Raw genomic sequence first — 17,109 nt, 5'->3', positions numbered from 1 at the left:
CCCCTCAGGGCTGCGCCCTGGGGGCCGCCGCCAGTTCGGCGCCGCCCAGGGCGCGTTCGCCGACGAGCTGGTGGACGCGGCCGGCGTGCGGCACCGGGTGGTGCCCCCGGCTCGCGACACCTGGCACGCGCGCTCGCCGCGAGCACTGCCCCCCCACGGGCCCCCAGGGGCAGGCGGCGCTACTTTCCGGGCTTTCCGGACACGCCCTAGCCGGCCGCGCGCAGCGACAACACGTATGTCGCCGTCAGGGCGACGCCCGGGTCCGGGTCCCGGGCCAGCTCCGCCAGGGCGCGGGAGGTCGTGGCGCCGGGGACGCCCGCGAGGGCCTGGGTCAGGCGGCGGCGCGCGGCCGGTTCGCGGCCGCCGTGGGCCAGGCGGTCGACGAGCCCGGTCGCGATCCGGTCCGCCAGGGCCGGGTCGGCGGCCAGCGCGCTCAGGGCGTCGGCGGCGTCGCTGTCGTTCCGTCCCACGACCACCATCTCGACGAGCGTCGGGATCGCGTCGGCCACCCCGCGCGCGCCGAGCGCAAGCGCCGCGTACCGGCGCACCACGACATCGGCGTGGGCGAGGGCGTCCGTCAGGTGCGCGGTCGCCGCGTCACCCGGGAGCTCCGCGAGCGACCGGACGGCCCGCTTCCGTACGGGGGCGGAGGGCGAACCCAGGCCCTGCGCGAGGAGTTCGGCACCCCGCTCCCCGCCCGACTGCGCCAGGGCCCAGCGCAGCGCCCCGGCCACGTTCGGATCGGCCTCGCCGAACACGGCCTCGACCAGCGCCTCCACCGGTACGGGCACCTCCTCGGCCGCCGAGAGCGCCGCGCGCTGCCGCGCCCCCGGGCTGGCCGACCGGAGCGCCTGCAGCAGCGCGACGGTCTGCAGGACGTCCTCCCAGCCGGCGGGCTCGGCGGCACCGATCCGGCGCAGCCGGGTGAGCAACTCCGTCTCGGCCGCGATCCGCTCCTCGGTCCGGCGGACCAGGTCCTCGACGAGCTCCGCCGGCGCGAAGCCGGGGTCGTCGAGCGCGCGCCCGACATCGCGCAGCGAAAGCCCCAGGGACCGCAGGCTCTCGATGTGGAAGATCCGCCGGATGTTCTCGTCGGAGTACTCCCGGTAGCCCGTGCCGCTGCGGCCCGTCGGCCGCACCAGGCCCAGCGCCTCGTAATGCCGCAGCATCCGGGCGCTGACCCCCGAGTGCCGCGCGACCTCACCGATCCGCACGCCTACCGTCCCTCCTCGCCTGCCCCGCCGAGGGCCACGACGCGCTTCGCCTCCTCGATCGCGAACTCGAAGCCGGCGTCCGGGTCCCGCCACAGCCGCTCCGTGGCGAGCGCGTGCGCCCGCACCCGCGGGTCGGGGTGCGCCGTCGCGGCGGCCACGGGCGGCAGCATCACCGTCCCGAGTGCGATGAGCGCCCGGCTCAGGCTCAGCCGGGTCTCGCGCCCGCCGCGCCCGAGTTGCCCCGCCAACACTACGGCCAGCGCACCCTCCTCACCCTCCGGCACGAGCACCACCGCCGCCCGCCAGGCGCTGCGCGCCACCTCGTCGTCGGCGTCGGCGAGCAGCGCCGGCGTGATCACCGGCCACGCCCGCCCGTCCCCGATCTTGGACAGCGTGTGCAGCGCCTGACTCCGCGCCCGCACCCGTCCCGAACGGACCTCGGCCACGAGCAGCGGGACCGTCACAGCCGCCGCGTGCCGGGTCAGTGCCCACGTCAGCATCTCCCGTACCTGGAACTCCGGCTCCACCGCGCACCGTTCGACGAGCGCGCCGACATACGCCGGGTCCGGGCGCGAACCGATCGTCAGTGCCGCCTTCAGGCGCACGGACGCGCCGGCGTGCTCAAGTCCGCGCAGCACCGCCGGGTCCGTGTTGTTCGTGGTCATCAGGGCCACCTCCTGGACCGCAGTGAAGACCTTGTCACCGTGTCAAGGTCAAGCGGAGCCGGGACCGGTCGCGGGAACCGCCGAGGGGGCGGGCAGACTCTGGATGTTGTAGACCCTTCGACAAAGGAAGACCCGCGCATGATCACGCTGACCAAGGAAGACGGCCCGGCAGACCTCGACGGGGTGACCCACCTGTCCATCGGCGTCTCCTGGGACCCCACCGCCGGCAGCACCGGCGGAGTGCTGGGCAAGCTGCGCCGCAAGACCGGTACCGACCTCGACCTGATCGCCGTCGCCATGCAGGGCGCCGACCCGGTGCGCCTGGCCGGCCTCGACTCGCTCGACCCGATGGGCAACGGCTCGCTGATCCACAGCGGCGACAACCAGACCGGCCACGGCGCCGGCGACGACGAGACCGTCACCGTCGAGTTCGCGCGGATCCCGGCCAACATCACGTCGATCGTGTTCGTCGCCGCCGCGTACAAGAAGGGCAGCTCCTTCCAGAAGGCCCGCAACATCAGCTTCAAGGTGTACGACGCGACCGGCGGCAGCTCGCAGCAGGTCGCCGACATCTGGCCCAGCCTGCTCACCCAGGACAACGGCTGCGCCGTGGCCAAGGCGATGCGCGTCGGCACCTCCTGGAAGCTCGAGGTCATCAACGTCACCGGCAAGATCAAGCAGGGGGACGAGCACGCCCTGATGCGCTTCGCGGTCAGCAAGTAGGCGTGGGCGTGTCGGTCCGGCGAGAGACGGGGGGCGTGGTGAGCCGGGTGCTCTATGGCGAGCAGTCGTGGAATCCGCTGGCGCGGACGGTGGAGCTGACCGAGGACGGACTGCGCAGGGGCGGCCGGACCACGCCCCTGGGCGAGCTGAACCTCGCCGCCATGGCCGAGGCGTACCAGCGCGGCCACTGGCTCGGCGGCGGAGGTGCCGAACGCCCGCTGGACCGGCTGCCCCGGGACGCCGGCGCGGTGCCGGTCACCCGGGTGACCGGCACCAGCAAACCGGTCAAGGTCCGCCGGGCCGCCGAGTTCGCCCGCGCGCTGGGCGAACTGGCCCTGCGGCACAGCGGCGGACCGGAGGGCGTGGGCGCCCTGGCGAGCCGGGCCTGGGCCGAAGGCGTACCGCTGTGGATCGCCCGGCGGCACACGCAGGGTCCCGCCGGGCCGGTCACCGTCGCCGTGGACCGGCGCCTGGTGCGCGTCGACGTGTGGGCGCCGCACGCCCCGGTCGTCCGGATCCGCGCACCGCACGGCTTCCACCGCGACGACGCCGATCCGGCCAAGGGCCTGCGCCTGACCGTCGGCGAGGCCACGGCCCGCCTCGCCCTCCGCAAGAAGCTCCGCAAGTCGAAGAGTTCGGTGGACGTCGAACTGCCCGGCGGCCCGCGCTGGGCACTGCGCCGCGCCGACGCGTCGAGCTCCTGGCTGCTCCGCGACGACCGCCGCGTCGCCCTGCTGACCCGCCCGCCGCGCCGCCCCGCCGTCGAACCGGGCGCGGTACTGCTGCCGCTCGCCCCCGTCCGGTACGAGAGCGCCGACCCCCTGGACGCCGTCATGGCCCAGGCCTTCGCCGTCTCCTTCGGCCTCGGCGACACCACCGGCCTGGCCCGCTTCCGCTCGGAACGGCGGCTCGTGGACGCCGGCGAGCCGGTCGCCACCGACGCCGACTGGGACCGCTCCTGGTTCAGCAACCTGGGCAGCGGCAGCGACGACAACGAGCCCGGCGGCGGCGACGGCTGGGGCTCCGACGGCGGCGACGGGGGCGACGGCGGGGGCGGCGGTGGCGGGGACGGCGGAGGAGACGGCGGTGGTGGCGGAGGCGGCGACTAGCCGGCGGCCCAGTCGGCCGCGCCGGCCCGGCCCCGCCGGCCCCTCAGGCCAGGTGGTCGGCGATCAGGGTCGCGAACTCCTCCTCGCCGAGCACCCGGGTGCCGAGCTGCTCGGCCTTGGCGAGCTTCGAGCCGGCGCCCTCGCCCGCGACGAGGATGGTCGTCTTCTTCGACACGCTGCCGGAGGCCGTGCCGCCCGCGCGCTCGATGAGCTCGTTCATCGCGTTGCGGTTGAGCCCCGCCAGCGGGCCGTGCATACCGCCGGTGACGACGACCGTCTCGCCCGCCAGCGGCCGGCTGCCCGGGGCGTCCGCCCGGTCGGCCGCGGGCTCGGTCATGTTCACCCCGGCGGCGACCAGCTTGTCGATGACCGGGCCGAGCGCGGCTATGTGGGCCGCGATCTTCGGCGCGTTGGCGGCGGGGAGCTTCTTCACCTCCGCCAACTCCTCCGGCGTCGCCGCCCGGACGGCGTCCATGGTGCCGAAGTGCCGGGCGATCTCCCGCGACAGCGTCCGCCCGGTGCGCACCACGCCGAGCGCGCAGAACACCCGGTTCAGCGGCTGCTCCTTCGCCGCGGCCAGCCGGCCGATCAGCGCATCGGCACGCTTGTCACTGCCGGTGGCCTCGGCGAGCTGCTCGCGGGTGAGGAAGAACAGATCGGCGACGTCGTCCACGAGACCGGCCTCGACCAGCGCCTCCAGATAGGTCACGCCGAGCCCGTCGATGTCGAGCTGGTCGCGGCCCACCGCGTACCGCAGCGCGGGCAGCTTGCCGCAGCCGCCGCTCGCCCCGCCCGCGCACTCCCACCGCTCGCCGGACGTGTCGATCTCGCCGCCGCACCCCGGGCACGCCTCGGGCAGCGGAATCTCGGTCTCCGCGCCCGTGCGCAGCGCCACCACCGGCGCCTCCACCCGCGGAATGATGTCGCCCGCCTTGTACAGCACGACGGTGTCGCCCACCATCAGGCCGGTGTTCCGGATGAACGCCGGGTTGTGCAGCGTCGCGTACGTGACGGTGCTGCCGTCCACCTCCACCGGCTCCAGGACGGCGCGCGGCGCGATGTGCCCGGTGCGGCCGATGTTCCACTCCACGGCGAGCAGCTTCGTCCGCGCCTCCACCGGCGGCAGCTTGTACGCGATGGCCCAGTGCGGGTGCCGCGTACCGGAACCGGCGGCGTCCTGCTCGGCGTGGTCGTTCGCCTTGACCACCACCCCGTCGATCCCGAACGGCAGCTCCGCCCGCAGCCGCTGGATCTCCTCGACCCGCGCCTGCGCCTCGGCGAGCGTGCCGTACACGCGCAGCCCGATCTCGGTCGCGGTCGTGGTCTGCACCCCCAGCGCCGCGACCCGTGCCATCACGGCCTCGTGGCTCCCGCCCGCCCCCGCGAGGAAGCCCGCACCGTCCAGCTCCACCGCCCCGTACGCGAAGAAGGTCGTCTCGATCGTGTAGGGCCGGTCCTTGGCCCGCAGGGTGCCGGCCGTGCCGTTGCGCGGATTGGAGAAGGGCTTGGCGTTGTGCGCGGCCCGTATCTCGTTCGCCCGCTCGAACTGCGCGCGGGTCAGCAGCACTTCACCCCGTATCTCCACCGTGGCCCCGCCCGGCACCTCCGTGGGCAGACCCACGATCGAGCCGATCGCATGGCTCAGGTCCTCGCCCTGCGCACCGTTCCCCCGCCCCACCAGCTGCACCAGCCGCCCGTCCCGGTACCGCGCGGCCATCGCCGCCCCGTCCAGCTTCGGCTCCACCGCGTAACCGCCCGCCACCGGGTGGTCGATCCGCCGGGCCAGCGACGCGTCCCACTTCACCAGGCCCTCGGCGTCGAAGACGTTGTCCAGCGACAGCATGGCCACGGTGTGCGCCACCTCGCCCACCGGCGCCACGCCCCCGCCGACCTTCCCGGTCGGCGAGTCCGCCCGCACATGCTCCGGATGCGCCAGCTCATAGCCGGCGATGCCCCGGGCGAGCGCGTCGTAGGAGGCGTCGTCGAGCGTCGTCTCGCCGTCCCCGTAGTACGCGGCGCTCGCGGCGAGGGCCTGTTCGACCGCGCTCTCGTAGGCGGCACGGTCGGTCAGCGAAAGGGCAGGTGCAGCAGTCGTCGTCATGTGTTCGATACTGACGCAGGGGTCTGACAATGGACTCCGGGACGGGGACGGGGCGCTGTCGCCGACCCGCCTACTGCCGGTCCATCGGCTCCGCGCGTTCCGCCAGCTCCGCCATCAGGGCGGGCGGCAGGGCCGGATTCGCCGCCGCGGCCTCGACCACCTGCCCGTCCGCGTCCCCGAGCAACTCCACGATCACCGCCGCCGGCAGCGCCGGATGCCCGGCCGCGACGGGCCGCGCCTGCCGGTCCTCCAGACACCTGAGCAGCGCCGACGCCGTCGCCCGAGGATGCCGGGCCACCACCCGGAACACCTTCTGCACCGGCGGCTCGTGCCGGACCAGGTCCTCCAGGAGCCCCGCGGAAACGTCCGGCCGGGCTGCCACCCTGGCCAGGATCCGCAGGCCGTGCCCTTCGACCATCGCCCTCAACTGCCCCTCCGTCAGACCGGGATGCCCGGCCACGGCCTTGAGCACCTTCGCATCGGTGTCACCGGCCAGCCGATCACGCACCTCCGCCGGCAGATCCCGCCGATGGGCCACCAGCATGCGGGCCGCCGGCTCCGCCGACCCGGCCAACTCCTCGACCTCGGCGGGCGTCGCCGCCGCGACCCGGGGCAGCAGTACTGTCGCGAGCCTGGTGGTCCGGGCGAGCCGGACGAGCACGTCGAGCGGTATGCGGGGATGGTGGGCGACCGCACGCCGCACGTCTGCGTGCGGGTCGTCGGCCAGCCGCCGGATCAGCGCCTCGTCGAGCGCCGGATGCGTCGCGACATCCGCGCGCACCCCGGGTACGGGGTCCGAGACGAGCCGTACGCAGGCCTCCCGCGGCAGATCCGGACGGGCCGCGAGCGTCCAGCGCAGCCCCGCCGACGGATGCTCCGCGAACCCGACGAGCGCCTCGACGGGCGTCGACGGATTGCGCAGCGCCGATTCCCGCAGGGCGTGCACCGTCCACTGGTGCGAGCCGTCGCAGGCGGCTCCGGGCGGCAGTGCGCAGTCGAGCCGCGGGCACTCGCGGTCGTGCGCGAACGGGATCTCCTCCTGATCGCACACCAGACACCGCAGTGCGGCCGGACCCTCTCCGGCGACCAACGCGGCCAACACCTCCGGAGGCGTCGCCTCGTTCCCCGCGACCGCCCACCGCACCTCGGCGTGCGGATGCCCCGCGAGCCGCGCCGCCACCTCCGCCGTCGCCGACAGCGCGAGCTCGGCCACCACCCGCGGCTCCGGGTCGGCCGCCAGCACCTCCACGACCTCTTCCGTCAGGCCGGGACAGGCCGCAAGGCGCTCCCGTACGCCGGGATCCGGATGCCCCGCGAGCAGCCGGGCCCACCCGGGGCGCCCGATCCCCTGGTCGAGCAGCGCGCACGCGACATCCGGCCGCGCGGCCGGATCCACGTCCTCCGCCGCCAACCGCCCCTCGTACGCGAGCTCCACGGCGCTTCCGGGCACCCGCCCGGCCAACGCGAGCGCCTGCGCCCGACCGAGGTCCGCCCGGCGCGCGAGACGCGTGGCGATGTCCTCGTCGGCGACGGCGACGAGCCGGTCGACCAGCGTGGCGGGGAGGGCGGGATTGTCGGCGAGTCCGCAGCAGATGTGATGCACCAGGACATCCTGCCGGGAGGCCCTGGGATGCGCCCCGGATTTTCCGCGCCCGCGGCCTGGCGCCTGCCGCCCGCGCCCGTCGCCGGCTGTCCCGGTGCGTGGTTCGTTCGGCGGTCACGGGCATGATGCGGCCGTGTACGGGCATGCGCCCTGGCGGGTGCGCACCCGAAAAGCCGCCGTCCGGTCTTCCCCCCTCCGGGCGGCGGTGTCGGGTCAGGCGTTCGTGTCGGGTGTCGTGTCAGTGTGCGGCGGCGCCGAATTCGGCGTGCTGGGTGCGGAGGGCGAAGTCGGACTCGCCGGTGGGGGGACGGCCGACGCCGTGGCGGCGGGCCTCGGCGCGGGCCTCGCGCATGAGCGTGCTGAACTCCGCGTCGGTCAGGCCGGCGCGGTGGCCGGTGCCGCTCTCGGCGGCCCGCTCCTCGGAGTCGTCCATCGTCCTCTCCGCCCTTCCCGTCTTTCCGTACTCGGACTCGAAGTCTCTGTACGGCGACTACCCGTTGGGCGCGAGGACAGACGTCCGTGCGGTGCGTCAGCCGACGGGATCCGGCAGCTCAAGGAGGTCCGCGCAGGCCTGTTCGCAGGCCCGGCAGGCCTCCGCGCAGATCCGGCAGTGCTCGTGCCGGTCCCCGTGCCGCTCGCACTCGGCGGCGCACGCGGCGCACGCGGTACGGCAGGCGAGGAGGACGGACCGGGTGACGTCGCCGTTCCGGGCGGTGCGCCGGGTCACGACGGCCGCCGTGGCCGTACACAGGTCCGCGCAGTCCAGATCCCTGACCACGCAGCCCGCCAGATCGCGGAGCTCGGTCTCGGCGAGGCAGGCGTCCGCGCAGGCCGCACACGCCTGGGCGCAGGCCATGCAGTGCTCGATGCACCGGCCCAGCGCGTCGGCGTCGTCCGGGGCGATGGGGCCGACGGGATGGATGTTCAGCATGCCGCGAACGGCGGTCTCCATGACACACACCTCCACTGAACGCACGGGGCAGGTCCCCGGGCAGTCGTCCCCACCCCGTGCGCGTACCCGCCGCGGCCTCCCTCACGCCCGGACTCAGCGCGCCTCCAGCGCGTCCGCCGCGGTCCGCAGATCGGCGACGAGGCCCTCGTACATGCTCTCCCGGTCCCCGTCCCGCGCCCGCAGCACGGCCGACGGATGCACGGTCGCGAGCACCCGCACATCCGTCCCGTCATCCGTCCCGTCATCCGCGCCGTCCTCAATCTCGGTCAGCGGCCTCGGCACTCCACGGTCGGTGCCGACCCGGAAGGACGGCCCCAGCAGGGAGCGGCCCGCGGTGGCGCCGAGGGTGACCACCAACTCGGGGGAGACCAGCCGGAGTTCCGCCTCCAACCACGGACGGCAGGCCTTCATCTCGCGCAGGCTGGGCGGCTTGTGGATGCGCCGCTTCCGTGGTTCGTCCCGCCGGAACTTGAAGTGCTTGACCGCGTTGGTCAGGTAGATCCCCTCCTCGTCGATCCCCGCATCCCGCAGCGCCCGGCTGAGCAGCCGCCCCGCCGGCCCCACGAAGGCGACACCCTCACGGTCCTCCTGGTCACCGGGCTGCTCCCCGACCAGCATCAGCCGTGCGTCCGGGGCGCCGCGTCCAAAGACGGTGCCGGTCGCCTCCCGGTGCAGCGGGCAGCCGCGGCAATCGGCCGCGGCCCGCCGGTGCGCGGGGAGACGGCCGCGTTTCGGCAGGAAGGGAGTGGCGTCGTACGGTTCGGCGCCTTCTCCGTCGTCCGTGCCGCCGCCGCCACGGGCGGTGTTCGTCGCCGGATCCGGGTCCATCGGGAACCTCCCGCATCCCCCCTGCACCCCCCGCACCTCCTGCCCACGCATGCGGCTACCCCTCATCCCCGCGCCCAAGCCCAAGCCCACGCGCACACGGTCACTCGTGCGGCACGAGGACCACCGGTGCCCGGCTGTGGTGCAGGACCGCATGGGCCACGCTGCCGATGTGGGTGCTCAGCGGGGAGCGGCGGATGCGGCGGCCGATGACCGCGAGGGAGGCGTCGGCGGCGGCACGGACGAGTTCGGGGCCGGCCGAGGCGGGCACCACGCGGGCGGTGACGGGGACCTCCGGGTACTTCGCGCGCCAGGGGAGCAGCAGGTCGTCGAGGGTGCGCTGCAGCTCGGGGGGTGCGGACCGGCGGGCGTACGTCACGTGCAGCGGACCCCGGCGGCGGGCGGCCTCGTCGAAGGCGAACCCCAGGAGACCGTCGGCCGGTTCACGCAGGTCCACGCCGACCGAGACGGGGCCGTCGAGAGGGCCCGGCGGGTCCCCTTCGCGGACCAGGACGACGGGCCGTTCGACCAGGCCCGCGACCGTCATGCCGACCGAGCCGAGGAAGTAGCCGGCCACGGCGCCCAGCGCGCGCGAGCCCAGGACCAGCAGGTCGGCGTCGTCGGCGGCCGTGACCAGGCCGGGCACGGCGTCGCCGGGCAGCAGCGCGGTCGTCACCGGCAGCCCCGGCCGGCGCTCCCGCAGGGCCGTCGCCGTACGGGTGAGCAGCTCCTCGCCCCAGGACTCGACGGGCTCCCGCGACACGAAGGGGACCAGGGCGTCCGGCGACGCCACCAGCACATGCACCAGGCGCACCGCCGCACCGCGCAGCTCCGCCTCGTCCGCCGCCCATACGGCGGCGGCGCCCGCCTGCTCCGTACCGTCCAGGCCGACCACGATGCTCCGCGTCACGACCGGTCACCTCCCGTGGACCCGTTCCCTCCATCATTCGTGCCGCCCCCGCCACGGGCCACCGGGGCCGACCGGCCCTACCCCTCGGGCCCGCCCGGTGCGAGGGTGGCAGGAGAGCACCTCACGCGGCGGAAGGCGGTGGGCGCGATGGGATCCCCCCTGGTGACAGCACCCGTGGTGGTGGGAGTCGACGGTTCCCGGGTCAGTCTCGCGGCCCTCGACTGGGCCGCCGACGAGGCCGCGCGCCACGGGCGGCCGCTGCGGGTCGTCCACGCCTCGCTCTGGGAGCGGTACGAGGGCGTCGAGCCGGCCGGGTCCGCGCACCGCCCCTCCGGGCAGGTGCTGGCCGAGACCGTCGTCGCCTCCGCCGCCGACCGCGCCCGCCTCCGCTCGCCCGCCGTCACCGTCACCGCCGACGTGCTCGCCGAGGACCCGGCGAGCGCCCTGCTCCGGGAGGGCCGGGAGGCGGCGCTCCTCGTCGTCGGCGCCCAGGGACGCGGCGCGTTCGCGGACCTGCTCCTCGGCTCGGTCGGCCTCGTCGTGGCGGCCCGCTCGACCGGGCCGGTCGTCGTCGTCCGCGGCGACCCGTACGCCCTGGAGGGCCGGCACGGACGCGTGCTGCTCGGCATCGGCGAACACGACGTGGACTCGCCGGCCGTGCGGTTCGCCTTCCGGGAGGCTGCCGTACGCGGCGCCGAGCTGGATGTCGTACGCGTCTGGCGGCGCCGGGGCCACGAAGCGGCCGGTCACCCGCTGCTGACCGGCGAGGGCGGGGCGCAGGCCGAGCACGAGGCCTCCGACCTGCTCGACAAGACCCTCGACGCCGCGGCCGGGGAACACCCGGACGTCCGGCTGCGCCGCACCACGGCCGAAGGCCACGCCCACCGCGTCCTCACCGAACGGTCCGCCGCCGTCGACCTGCTGGTCGTCGGCGCGCGCCGCCGGGACGGACTCGTCGGTCTGGAACTCGGCAGGGTCGCCCACCGCGCCCTGCACCACGCGGCGTGCCCCGTCGCCGTCGTGCCGCAGCGGCGCCCGAGCCCTCCGGAGGAGGAGCCATGAGCAGCGAGGAGGAGCCATGAGCAGCGCCAGGGAGACGGACGGCGGGCACCCCGGCCGGCCCGAGCGCCCCGGCCGCCCCGAGCTCGGCAACGTCGTCGTGGGCGTCGACGGCTCTCCCGCCGCCCGCACCGCCGCGCTCTGGGCCGCCGCCGAAGCCGCCCGCCGCGGCCGCGCCCTGCACCTGGTCCACGCCGCCGACACCGACCGGCGCGCCCTGTTCGCCGACGCCGAGACCATCCAGTCGGTCCGCGAGGTCGGCCGCGACCTGCTGATCCGCACCGCGGAGGCGGTGTGGGAACGCTACCCCGGCCTCTCCCTGACCAGCGAGCTCGGCCGCCAGGAGCCGGTCGCCGGGCTGCTCGCCGCCGCCGGGCGGCACGGCACGATCGTCGTCGGCCACCGCGGGCTCGGCGGATTCGCCACCCTGATGCTCGGCTCGGTCGGCCTGGGCGTGGCGGCCCGCGCCGACGTGCCCGTGATCGTCGTACGCGGGGAGGACGAGCGCCCCGAGACCGGCACGGTCCTCGCGGCCGTGAACGGCTCCTCGGACCTCGGCTGGCTGCTGCTCGCCGCCGCCGAGGCGGAGGCCCGCAAGGCGTCCCTGCGGCTGCTGAGCGGCTGGAACGTGTTCGCCCACGTCGGCAGCGTGGCGACGATGCTGGACGACCTCGACGGCACCGCCCGGCGCAGGGTGCGGGACGCCAAGGAACTGGCCGACCGCGTCCGGCGGGCCCACCCGGGCCTGAACGTCGAACAGCACGTGGAGACGGGCACGAGCACCCCGGGCATCCTGATCGAGGCGAGCCGCGGCGCCGACCTCCTGGTGATGGGCCGCGGCCGCCGGCCGCTCGGCCTCGGGCCGGCCCTGGGACGGGTCGCCCACTCACTGATCCACCACGCCCACTGCCCGGTCGAGGTCGTCCCGCACACCTTCACGGCCCCAGGCACTGATGCCGACGCCGACGACGCTGCCGACGACGCCGCGGACCCGGACGCTCCGTAGCGCTCACTCCGTCACCGGCCGGCGCCCCGCCGTGCCCGTCCCCGCCTCGACGCGGTGCCGGACGACCTTTGTCAGGACCGTGAGCCGGGTCGACGCCGTGGGCGGCGGAGGCACCGGGTCCGTGATGCGGCGGGCCTCCTCCGGGAGCGCGGCGAGATCGGCCTCGAAGCGGGCCCGGGCGGCGGCCGGGGTGTCCGGCGGGTCGGTGCGCAGGCCGCCGCGCATCACCGTGCGCAGCAGCGGCTCCGTGCCCTCGGGCGGCTCCTCGTTCGCCAGGCCGATGACATCGCGCAGGCCCGGACCGCGGAAGACCTGCTTGGGGCCGGGCGCCGTCGCCTTCGCCGAGGACAGCTTCATCACGGGCCGCCCGTCGTACTCGACGAGCTTGTACGCCATGTCCAGGTACGGGGCGTCGGCGGACGTGCCCAGCTTGGTGCCCACCGCGTACGCGTCGATCGGCGCCCCCTCCCGTACGAGCCGGTCGACGGCGTACTCGTCCAGGCCGCCGCTCGCGATGATCCGCACCTCGGCCAGCCCCGCCGCGTCGAGCGCGGCCCGTGCCCGGCCGGCCTGCGCCGCCAGGTCGCCGCTGTCGAGCCGGATCCCGCAGCCGGTGCCGAGCCCCAGGTCGGCGAAGACCCGGGCGGCCGTCGCCACCCCGCGATCGGTGTCGTACGTGTCGACGAGGAAGGTCACCGGCCCCGGGTGGGTGCGGGCGAAGGCCCGGAACGCCGCCTCCTCGGACGGGAAGGCCTGGACGTACGAGTGGGCCATCGTGCCCGCCGCCGGGATGCCCCAGCGGCGGGCGGCGGCGACGTTGCTGGTGCCGGCGAACCCGACGAGCGCGCACAGCCGCGCCACCCGCAGGCCGGCCTCCGGCCCGTACGCCCGGCGCAGCGAGAAGTCCACCAGCGGCCGCCCGGCACCGGCGAGCACGCACCGCGCCGCCTTGGACGCGACCGCCGTCTGGTGCGCCACCAGGGACAGCAGCTGCGTCTCGACGAGCTGCGCCTGGGGCAGCGGCGCGGTGACCTCCAGGAGCGGTTCGCCCGCGAACACGAGCCGCCCCTCGGGCACGGCACGGACCTCCCCGTCGAAGGAGAGACCCCGCAAGGGCTCCAGATCGGCGACGGGACGGCGCAGCACCTCGGCGAACTCCTCGATGTCGGCGCGGCCCACCCGGTAGCGGGAGAGGTGGTCCAGGACCGCTTCGAGGCCCGCCGCGACCAGGAAGCCCCGGCCGGGCGGCAGGTCGCGCACGAACAGGCTGAACGTGGCCGGCGCCCGCATGTCCTCCCGCAGGTAGGAGAGCGCCATGGTGACCTCGTACAGGTCGGTGGACGTCACCTCGGACATGTATCGAGGATGCGCGGCCGGCCGGCGCCGCGCACGGCGGGCCTACGAGACACGGCCTACGCTCCGGGGCGCGCGGTGAGCTCGCACCGGACGTCCACCACACCCTCCACCGCCCGGGCGAGCCGCGCCGCCATGGGGATGAGCGCGCCGTCGCGGACCTCCCCGGAGAGGGTGACGACGCCCGCGTCGACCCGCACCGCGACCCGGTCGCGGGAGAGCGGGAAGAGGTGGTCGACGACGTCCCGGCGCACCTCCGCGACGAGGTCCTGGTCCGGCCGCAGGAACACCTTGAGCAGGTCGGAGCGGCTCACGATGCCCAGGAGCGCGCCGTGCTCGTCGACGACCGGCAGCCGCTTCACATGGTGGGCGGCCATCAGCCGGGCGGCCCGGGGGAGCGAGGCCCCGGGGTCCACGGTGACCGCGGGGGAGGTCATCAGGTCCTCCGCCCGGCGCGATCCGGCCTTGGCGGTCGCCTCAAGGCGGTGCAACTGCTCGACGAGGCCGAGGCGGTGGTCGCGGAACTCCTCCTTCAGGAGCAGATCCGCCTCCGAGACGATGCCGACGACCCGGCCCTCGCCCGCGAGGACGGGCACGGCGGTGATCTTCCACCGCTCCATGGCGGTCACGATCTCCTTGAAGTCCGCGTCCGACTGCACGGCGACGACCTTCCGGGTCATCACGTCGGCCACGGTGAACGGCTGCGTGGTCATGACACTCTCCTCACCGGCCGAAGGGACGACAGATCAGCGGATCAGGACCGCCTCCCCGGAGCGCGGCACGACGGCCGTCCAGCCCAGCTCGCGGTCGACGCGCTCGCGCAGCGCCTCGGAGGCGGCCGGCTCGCCGTGCACGAGATAGGTGGTGTGCGGGGCGGGCGCGCCGCGCAGCCAGCCGAGGATCTGTTCGGCGTCGGCGTGCGCGGAGAAGTGCGGCACGTCGGCGACCTCGGCGCGCACCGGCACGTACTGGCCGAACATCTTCAGCGCCCGCGCCCCGTCCACCAGGTCCCGCGCCCGGCTGCCGGCCGCGGCGAAGCCCACCACGACGACGGAGTTGCGGGGGTCGGGGAGGAGCCTGCGCAGATGGTGCAGGACGCGTCCGCCGGTGGCCATGCCGGCCGAGGAGACGATGACCGCGGGGCCGGGCACGCTGTTGATCTCGATGGACTCCTGGACCGTCCGCGCGGCGAGGAACGGGGCCGGACTCAGCGCCGCCTCGCCCGCGGCCAGGATCTCCGGCCGCAGTTCCGGGGACCGCTCGCGCACCGCGTCCCGGTAGACGTCGAGCGCGGCCAGGGCCATCGGACTGTCGACGTACACCGGTATGGAGCGGGGCAGCACGCCCGTCTCGCGCAGTCGGGTCAGCTCGTGCAGGACCACCTCGGTCCGGTCGATCGCGAAGGCCGGTACGACGACGGTGCCGCCCCGCGCCACCGTACGGGCGACGACGTCCGCGAAGGCCGAGCGCCCCGACTCCTGGTCGTGGCGCCGGTCGCCGTACGTCGACTCCATCAGCAGCACGTCCGCGCCCGAGAACGGCTCCGGCGGCAGCAGCAGCGGATGCCCCGGACGCCCGAGGTCCCCGGACACGGCGAGGCTGTGCCCGTCCTCCAGGGTGAACCGGGCCCAGGCCGAGCCGAGGATGTGGCCGGCGTGGTGCAGCGTCAGCCGGTTGCCGCCCGTGATCTCCACGTCCGCGCCGACCGGGACCGGGTCGAAGAAGGCCAGCGTCTTGTCGACGTCGCCGTCGTCGTACAGCGGCTTCGCCGGGCGGTGCTTGGACCAGCCGTGCTCGTTGGCGTGCCGGGCCGCCTCCATCTGCAGCCGGGCGCTGTCGCGCAGCACGATCCCGGCGAGGCGTGCGGTGTGCGGGCTGGTGAGGATCGGCCCGCGGAAGCCCTGCCGGACGAGTCGGGGCAGATAGCCGCAGTGGTCCAGGTGCGCATGGGTGACGACCACGGCGTCGATGTCGGCGGCGTCGCGCGCGAACCGCTCCCAGTTGCGCCGGCGCAGCTTCGCGAAGCCCTGGAAGAGTCCGCAGTCGACGAGGATCCGCGCCCGGTCGCTCTCCACCAGGAACTTGCTGCCGGTGACCGTGCCCACCCCGCCCAGGAAGCTGAGCAGGGCGGGGCGCGGCGCGCTGCCGGAGTCGGCGCCGGAGTCGGCTCCGGCGCCGGCAGCGACTCCGGTGGGGGCGGGGTTCGGGGCTTCGGTGGGCATGGTCGGCACTCCTCGGGATCGGACGGCGCGTCAGGTGAACGACAGGACCTCGGCGACCGGGCGGCGCGGTGTGGCCTGCCCGCGGGGGCCGTAGCCCAGCCGGATCACCATGTGCACGAATCCCGTCGTGGAGCCCGGGTCGCGGGCCACGGAGCGCAGTTCCGGCCATTCGAGCGGCTGGGACATGAGCGAGGACGACAGTCCGTCGAGGGTGGCCCGGAGCAGCACCCGCTGCATCGCCTGGCCGGCCTTCAGCCAGTCCGCCGGGGTGTCCTCGACGGTGCCGAGGAGCACGATCTGCGGGCTCCGCTCGAAACGCACCGCCTCACGGCCCGGAGCGGGCCGGTGGGAACCGAAGTCGCGCACCGGGGAGGTGACGTCGTACTGCCGGGGGCCGAGCGCGTACGACGGGATGCCCTCCTTGCGGGCCTCCTCGCCGCGCGCCTCCGCGTCCTCCTCGCCGGTGTGCACCCAGGCCTCGATCTCGCCGCGCACGGACGGGTCGGCGGCCTCGAACCGGGCCGAGTCCTGGACCAGGTCGAGCACCGTGTCGGCGTGCCAGGCACCCGGCACGACCAGCCGGCAGCCCTCCAGGAACGCGGCCGAGCGGAGCCCGTCGAGGATCTCCGGCGGCACCCGTTCCTCGGTGAACGGGAACCGGCTGGTGTGCCGCTGCCGGAGCGCCGGGCGCAGCGCGGCGAGTTCCTCGTCGTGCTCGATGACGGCGCCGGCGATCCGGACGTCGGCCAGGTGCCAGGGATCGCCGGGGTCGGGCAGCGGCCGGACCACCGCGTGCCGGCCCCGATGGGCGGCGGCCACCCGCAGGCTGAAGAGGGCGGCGCCGCAGCCGAGGTGCAGGGCGCGGTGGTCGGGGTCCTCGCGCGGCATGGCGCGGGCGGGATCGCCGTACAGCTCGATGGTCCCGGTGTCCGTCCGGTGGACGAATCTCCATGGCTGCGCGTTGTGCATCGAGGGAGCGGTGACGGCGTCCTCGACCAGTGACGTCACGAGCGCGCGGGTGGGAGCGGTGGTGGGCACGGTTCCTCCTGACGGTGAGGTCACCGAAGAACATCGGCGGGTGGCGACGTCCACGTCGGCACCGGGAGCGGCCTGGTGGCCGGGCGGGCGACCGGTCGGGCATGCGCCCGCGCCCGCGGGCTGCCGGCCGTCGCCCGTGTCATCACGGTGCCTCCTTTACGAGCATCCGCCCGATGGACGGTCCCGTGCCACCACGGTCCGCTGCCGGGGGCCCCGTGCGGGAGGGCCGAACGGTCCCCGGGACACGGACCGACAGGTCCCCGGCCTGCCCCCGACGGCCCTCCGCCCGCCCGTCCGGCGCGTGCCACGGTGGGAGCGGATCGCACGAG

Annotated in this window: 17 protein-coding genes; 4 read left to right on the top strand and 13 right to left on the bottom strand. The window is 75.3% G+C overall.

Annotated elements, in window-relative coordinates; genetic code table 11:
• Positions 1–4: 4 nt before the first annotated feature.
• The 3 genes from JAO84_RS02495 to JAO84_RS02485 form a co-directional block, all read right to left on the bottom strand.
• Positions 5–127, bottom strand: a complete 123-nt coding sequence (locus tag JAO84_RS02495) for a hypothetical protein (protein ID WP_370409955.1) — start codon at positions 125–127, stop codon at positions 5–7.
• A gap of 79 nt (positions 128–206) precedes the next feature.
• Complete coding sequence (locus JAO84_RS02490) at positions 207–1,214, bottom strand: HEAT repeat domain-containing protein (protein ID WP_370409953.1); 1,008 nt, start codon at positions 1,212–1,214, stop codon at positions 207–209.
• A 2-nt stretch (positions 1,215–1,216) separates the two neighbouring features.
• Positions 1,217–1,879 (bottom strand): HEAT repeat domain-containing protein, encoded by a 663-nt coding sequence (locus JAO84_RS02485; protein WP_370409951.1) that lies wholly within the window; start codon positions 1,877–1,879, stop codon positions 1,217–1,219.
• 138 nt (positions 1,880–2,017) lie between these two features.
• Here JAO84_RS02485 and JAO84_RS02480 point away from each other — a divergent pair, with 138 nt between their 5' ends.
• Together JAO84_RS02480 and JAO84_RS02475 are read left to right on the top strand one after the other, a co-directional pair.
• On the top strand, positions 2,018–2,602 hold the full coding sequence (locus tag JAO84_RS02480; protein ID WP_265864372.1) for a TerD family protein: 585 nt from the start codon (positions 2,018–2,020) through the stop codon (positions 2,600–2,602).
• An 8-nt stretch (positions 2,603–2,610) separates the two neighbouring features.
• Complete coding sequence (locus JAO84_RS02475) at positions 2,611–3,711, top strand: hypothetical protein (protein WP_370409949.1); 1,101 nt, start codon at positions 2,611–2,613, stop codon at positions 3,709–3,711.
• A 43-nt stretch (positions 3,712–3,754) separates the two neighbouring features.
• On the opposite strand, the gene ligA is transcribed toward JAO84_RS02475, so the two are convergent.
• The 6 genes from ligA to JAO84_RS02445 all read right to left on the bottom strand — a co-directional run bounded on the left by ligA (position 3,755) and on the right by JAO84_RS02445 (position 10,102).
• Positions 3,755–5,812, bottom strand: a complete 2,058-nt coding sequence (gene ligA / locus JAO84_RS02470) for an NAD-dependent DNA ligase LigA (protein ID WP_370409947.1) — start codon at positions 5,810–5,812, stop codon at positions 3,755–3,757.
• Between the two features lie 70 nt (positions 5,813–5,882).
• On the bottom strand, positions 5,883–7,415 hold the full coding sequence (locus JAO84_RS02465) for a hypothetical protein (protein ID WP_370409945.1): 1,533 nt from the start codon (positions 7,413–7,415) through the stop codon (positions 5,883–5,885).
• A gap of 238 nt (positions 7,416–7,653) precedes the next feature.
• Complete coding sequence (locus JAO84_RS02460) at positions 7,654–7,848, bottom strand: hypothetical protein (RefSeq protein ID WP_370409943.1); 195 nt, start codon at positions 7,846–7,848, stop codon at positions 7,654–7,656.
• Positions 7,849–7,944: 96 nt separating this feature from the next.
• A complete protein-coding gene (locus tag JAO84_RS02455; protein ID WP_370409941.1) occupies positions 7,945–8,367 on the bottom strand; it encodes a four-helix bundle copper-binding protein in 423 nt (140 codons plus the stop codon).
• A 93-nt stretch (positions 8,368–8,460) separates the two neighbouring features.
• Positions 8,461–9,195, bottom strand: coding sequence for a UdgX family uracil-DNA binding protein (locus tag JAO84_RS02450; protein WP_370409939.1), 735 nt, complete (start codon positions 9,193–9,195; stop codon positions 8,461–8,463).
• Between the two features lie 100 nt (positions 9,196–9,295).
• Positions 9,296–10,102, bottom strand: a complete 807-nt coding sequence (locus JAO84_RS02445) for a universal stress protein (protein ID WP_370409937.1) — start codon at positions 10,100–10,102, stop codon at positions 9,296–9,298.
• 147 nt (positions 10,103–10,249) lie between these two features.
• Here JAO84_RS02445 and JAO84_RS02440 point away from each other — a divergent pair, with 147 nt between their 5' ends.
• Both JAO84_RS02440 and JAO84_RS02435 read left to right on the top strand, forming a co-directional pair.
• A complete protein-coding gene (locus JAO84_RS02440) occupies positions 10,250–11,164 on the top strand; it encodes a universal stress protein (protein WP_370409936.1) in 915 nt (304 codons plus the stop codon).
• Between the two features lie 16 nt (positions 11,165–11,180).
• Positions 11,181–12,167, top strand: coding sequence for a universal stress protein (locus JAO84_RS02435; protein ID WP_370409935.1), 987 nt, complete (start codon positions 11,181–11,183; stop codon positions 12,165–12,167).
• 3 nt (positions 12,168–12,170) lie between these two features.
• On the opposite strand, the gene JAO84_RS02430 is transcribed toward JAO84_RS02435, so the two are convergent.
• The 4 genes from JAO84_RS02430 to JAO84_RS02415 are packed head-to-tail and all read right to left on the bottom strand — an operon-like array spanning position 12,171 to position 16,780.
• Entirely contained in the window at positions 12,171–13,523 is a 1,353-nt protein-coding gene (locus JAO84_RS02430; protein WP_370409934.1) for a nicotinate phosphoribosyltransferase, read from the bottom strand.
• 56 nt (positions 13,524–13,579) lie between these two features.
• Positions 13,580–14,233, bottom strand: a complete 654-nt coding sequence (locus JAO84_RS02425) for a CBS domain-containing protein (protein WP_370409933.1) — start codon at positions 14,231–14,233, stop codon at positions 13,580–13,582.
• 33 nt (positions 14,234–14,266) lie between these two features.
• Positions 14,267–15,742, bottom strand: coding sequence for an MBL fold metallo-hydrolase RNA specificity domain-containing protein (locus tag JAO84_RS02420; RefSeq protein WP_370409931.1), 1,476 nt, complete (start codon positions 15,740–15,742; stop codon positions 14,267–14,269).
• Positions 15,743–15,772: 30 nt separating this feature from the next.
• A complete protein-coding gene (locus tag JAO84_RS02415; protein WP_370409929.1) occupies positions 15,773–16,780 on the bottom strand; it encodes a nitroreductase family protein in 1,008 nt (335 codons plus the stop codon).
• Positions 16,781–17,109: the final 329 nt, after the last annotated feature.

This window comes from Streptomyces fradiae, from assembly GCF_041270065.1.
Taxonomy (GTDB): domain Bacteria; phylum Actinomycetota; class Actinomycetes; order Streptomycetales; family Streptomycetaceae; genus Streptomyces.
Note: the sequence above shows the minus strand (reverse complement) of the source record. Positions and strands in the feature narration are given on the sequence as shown.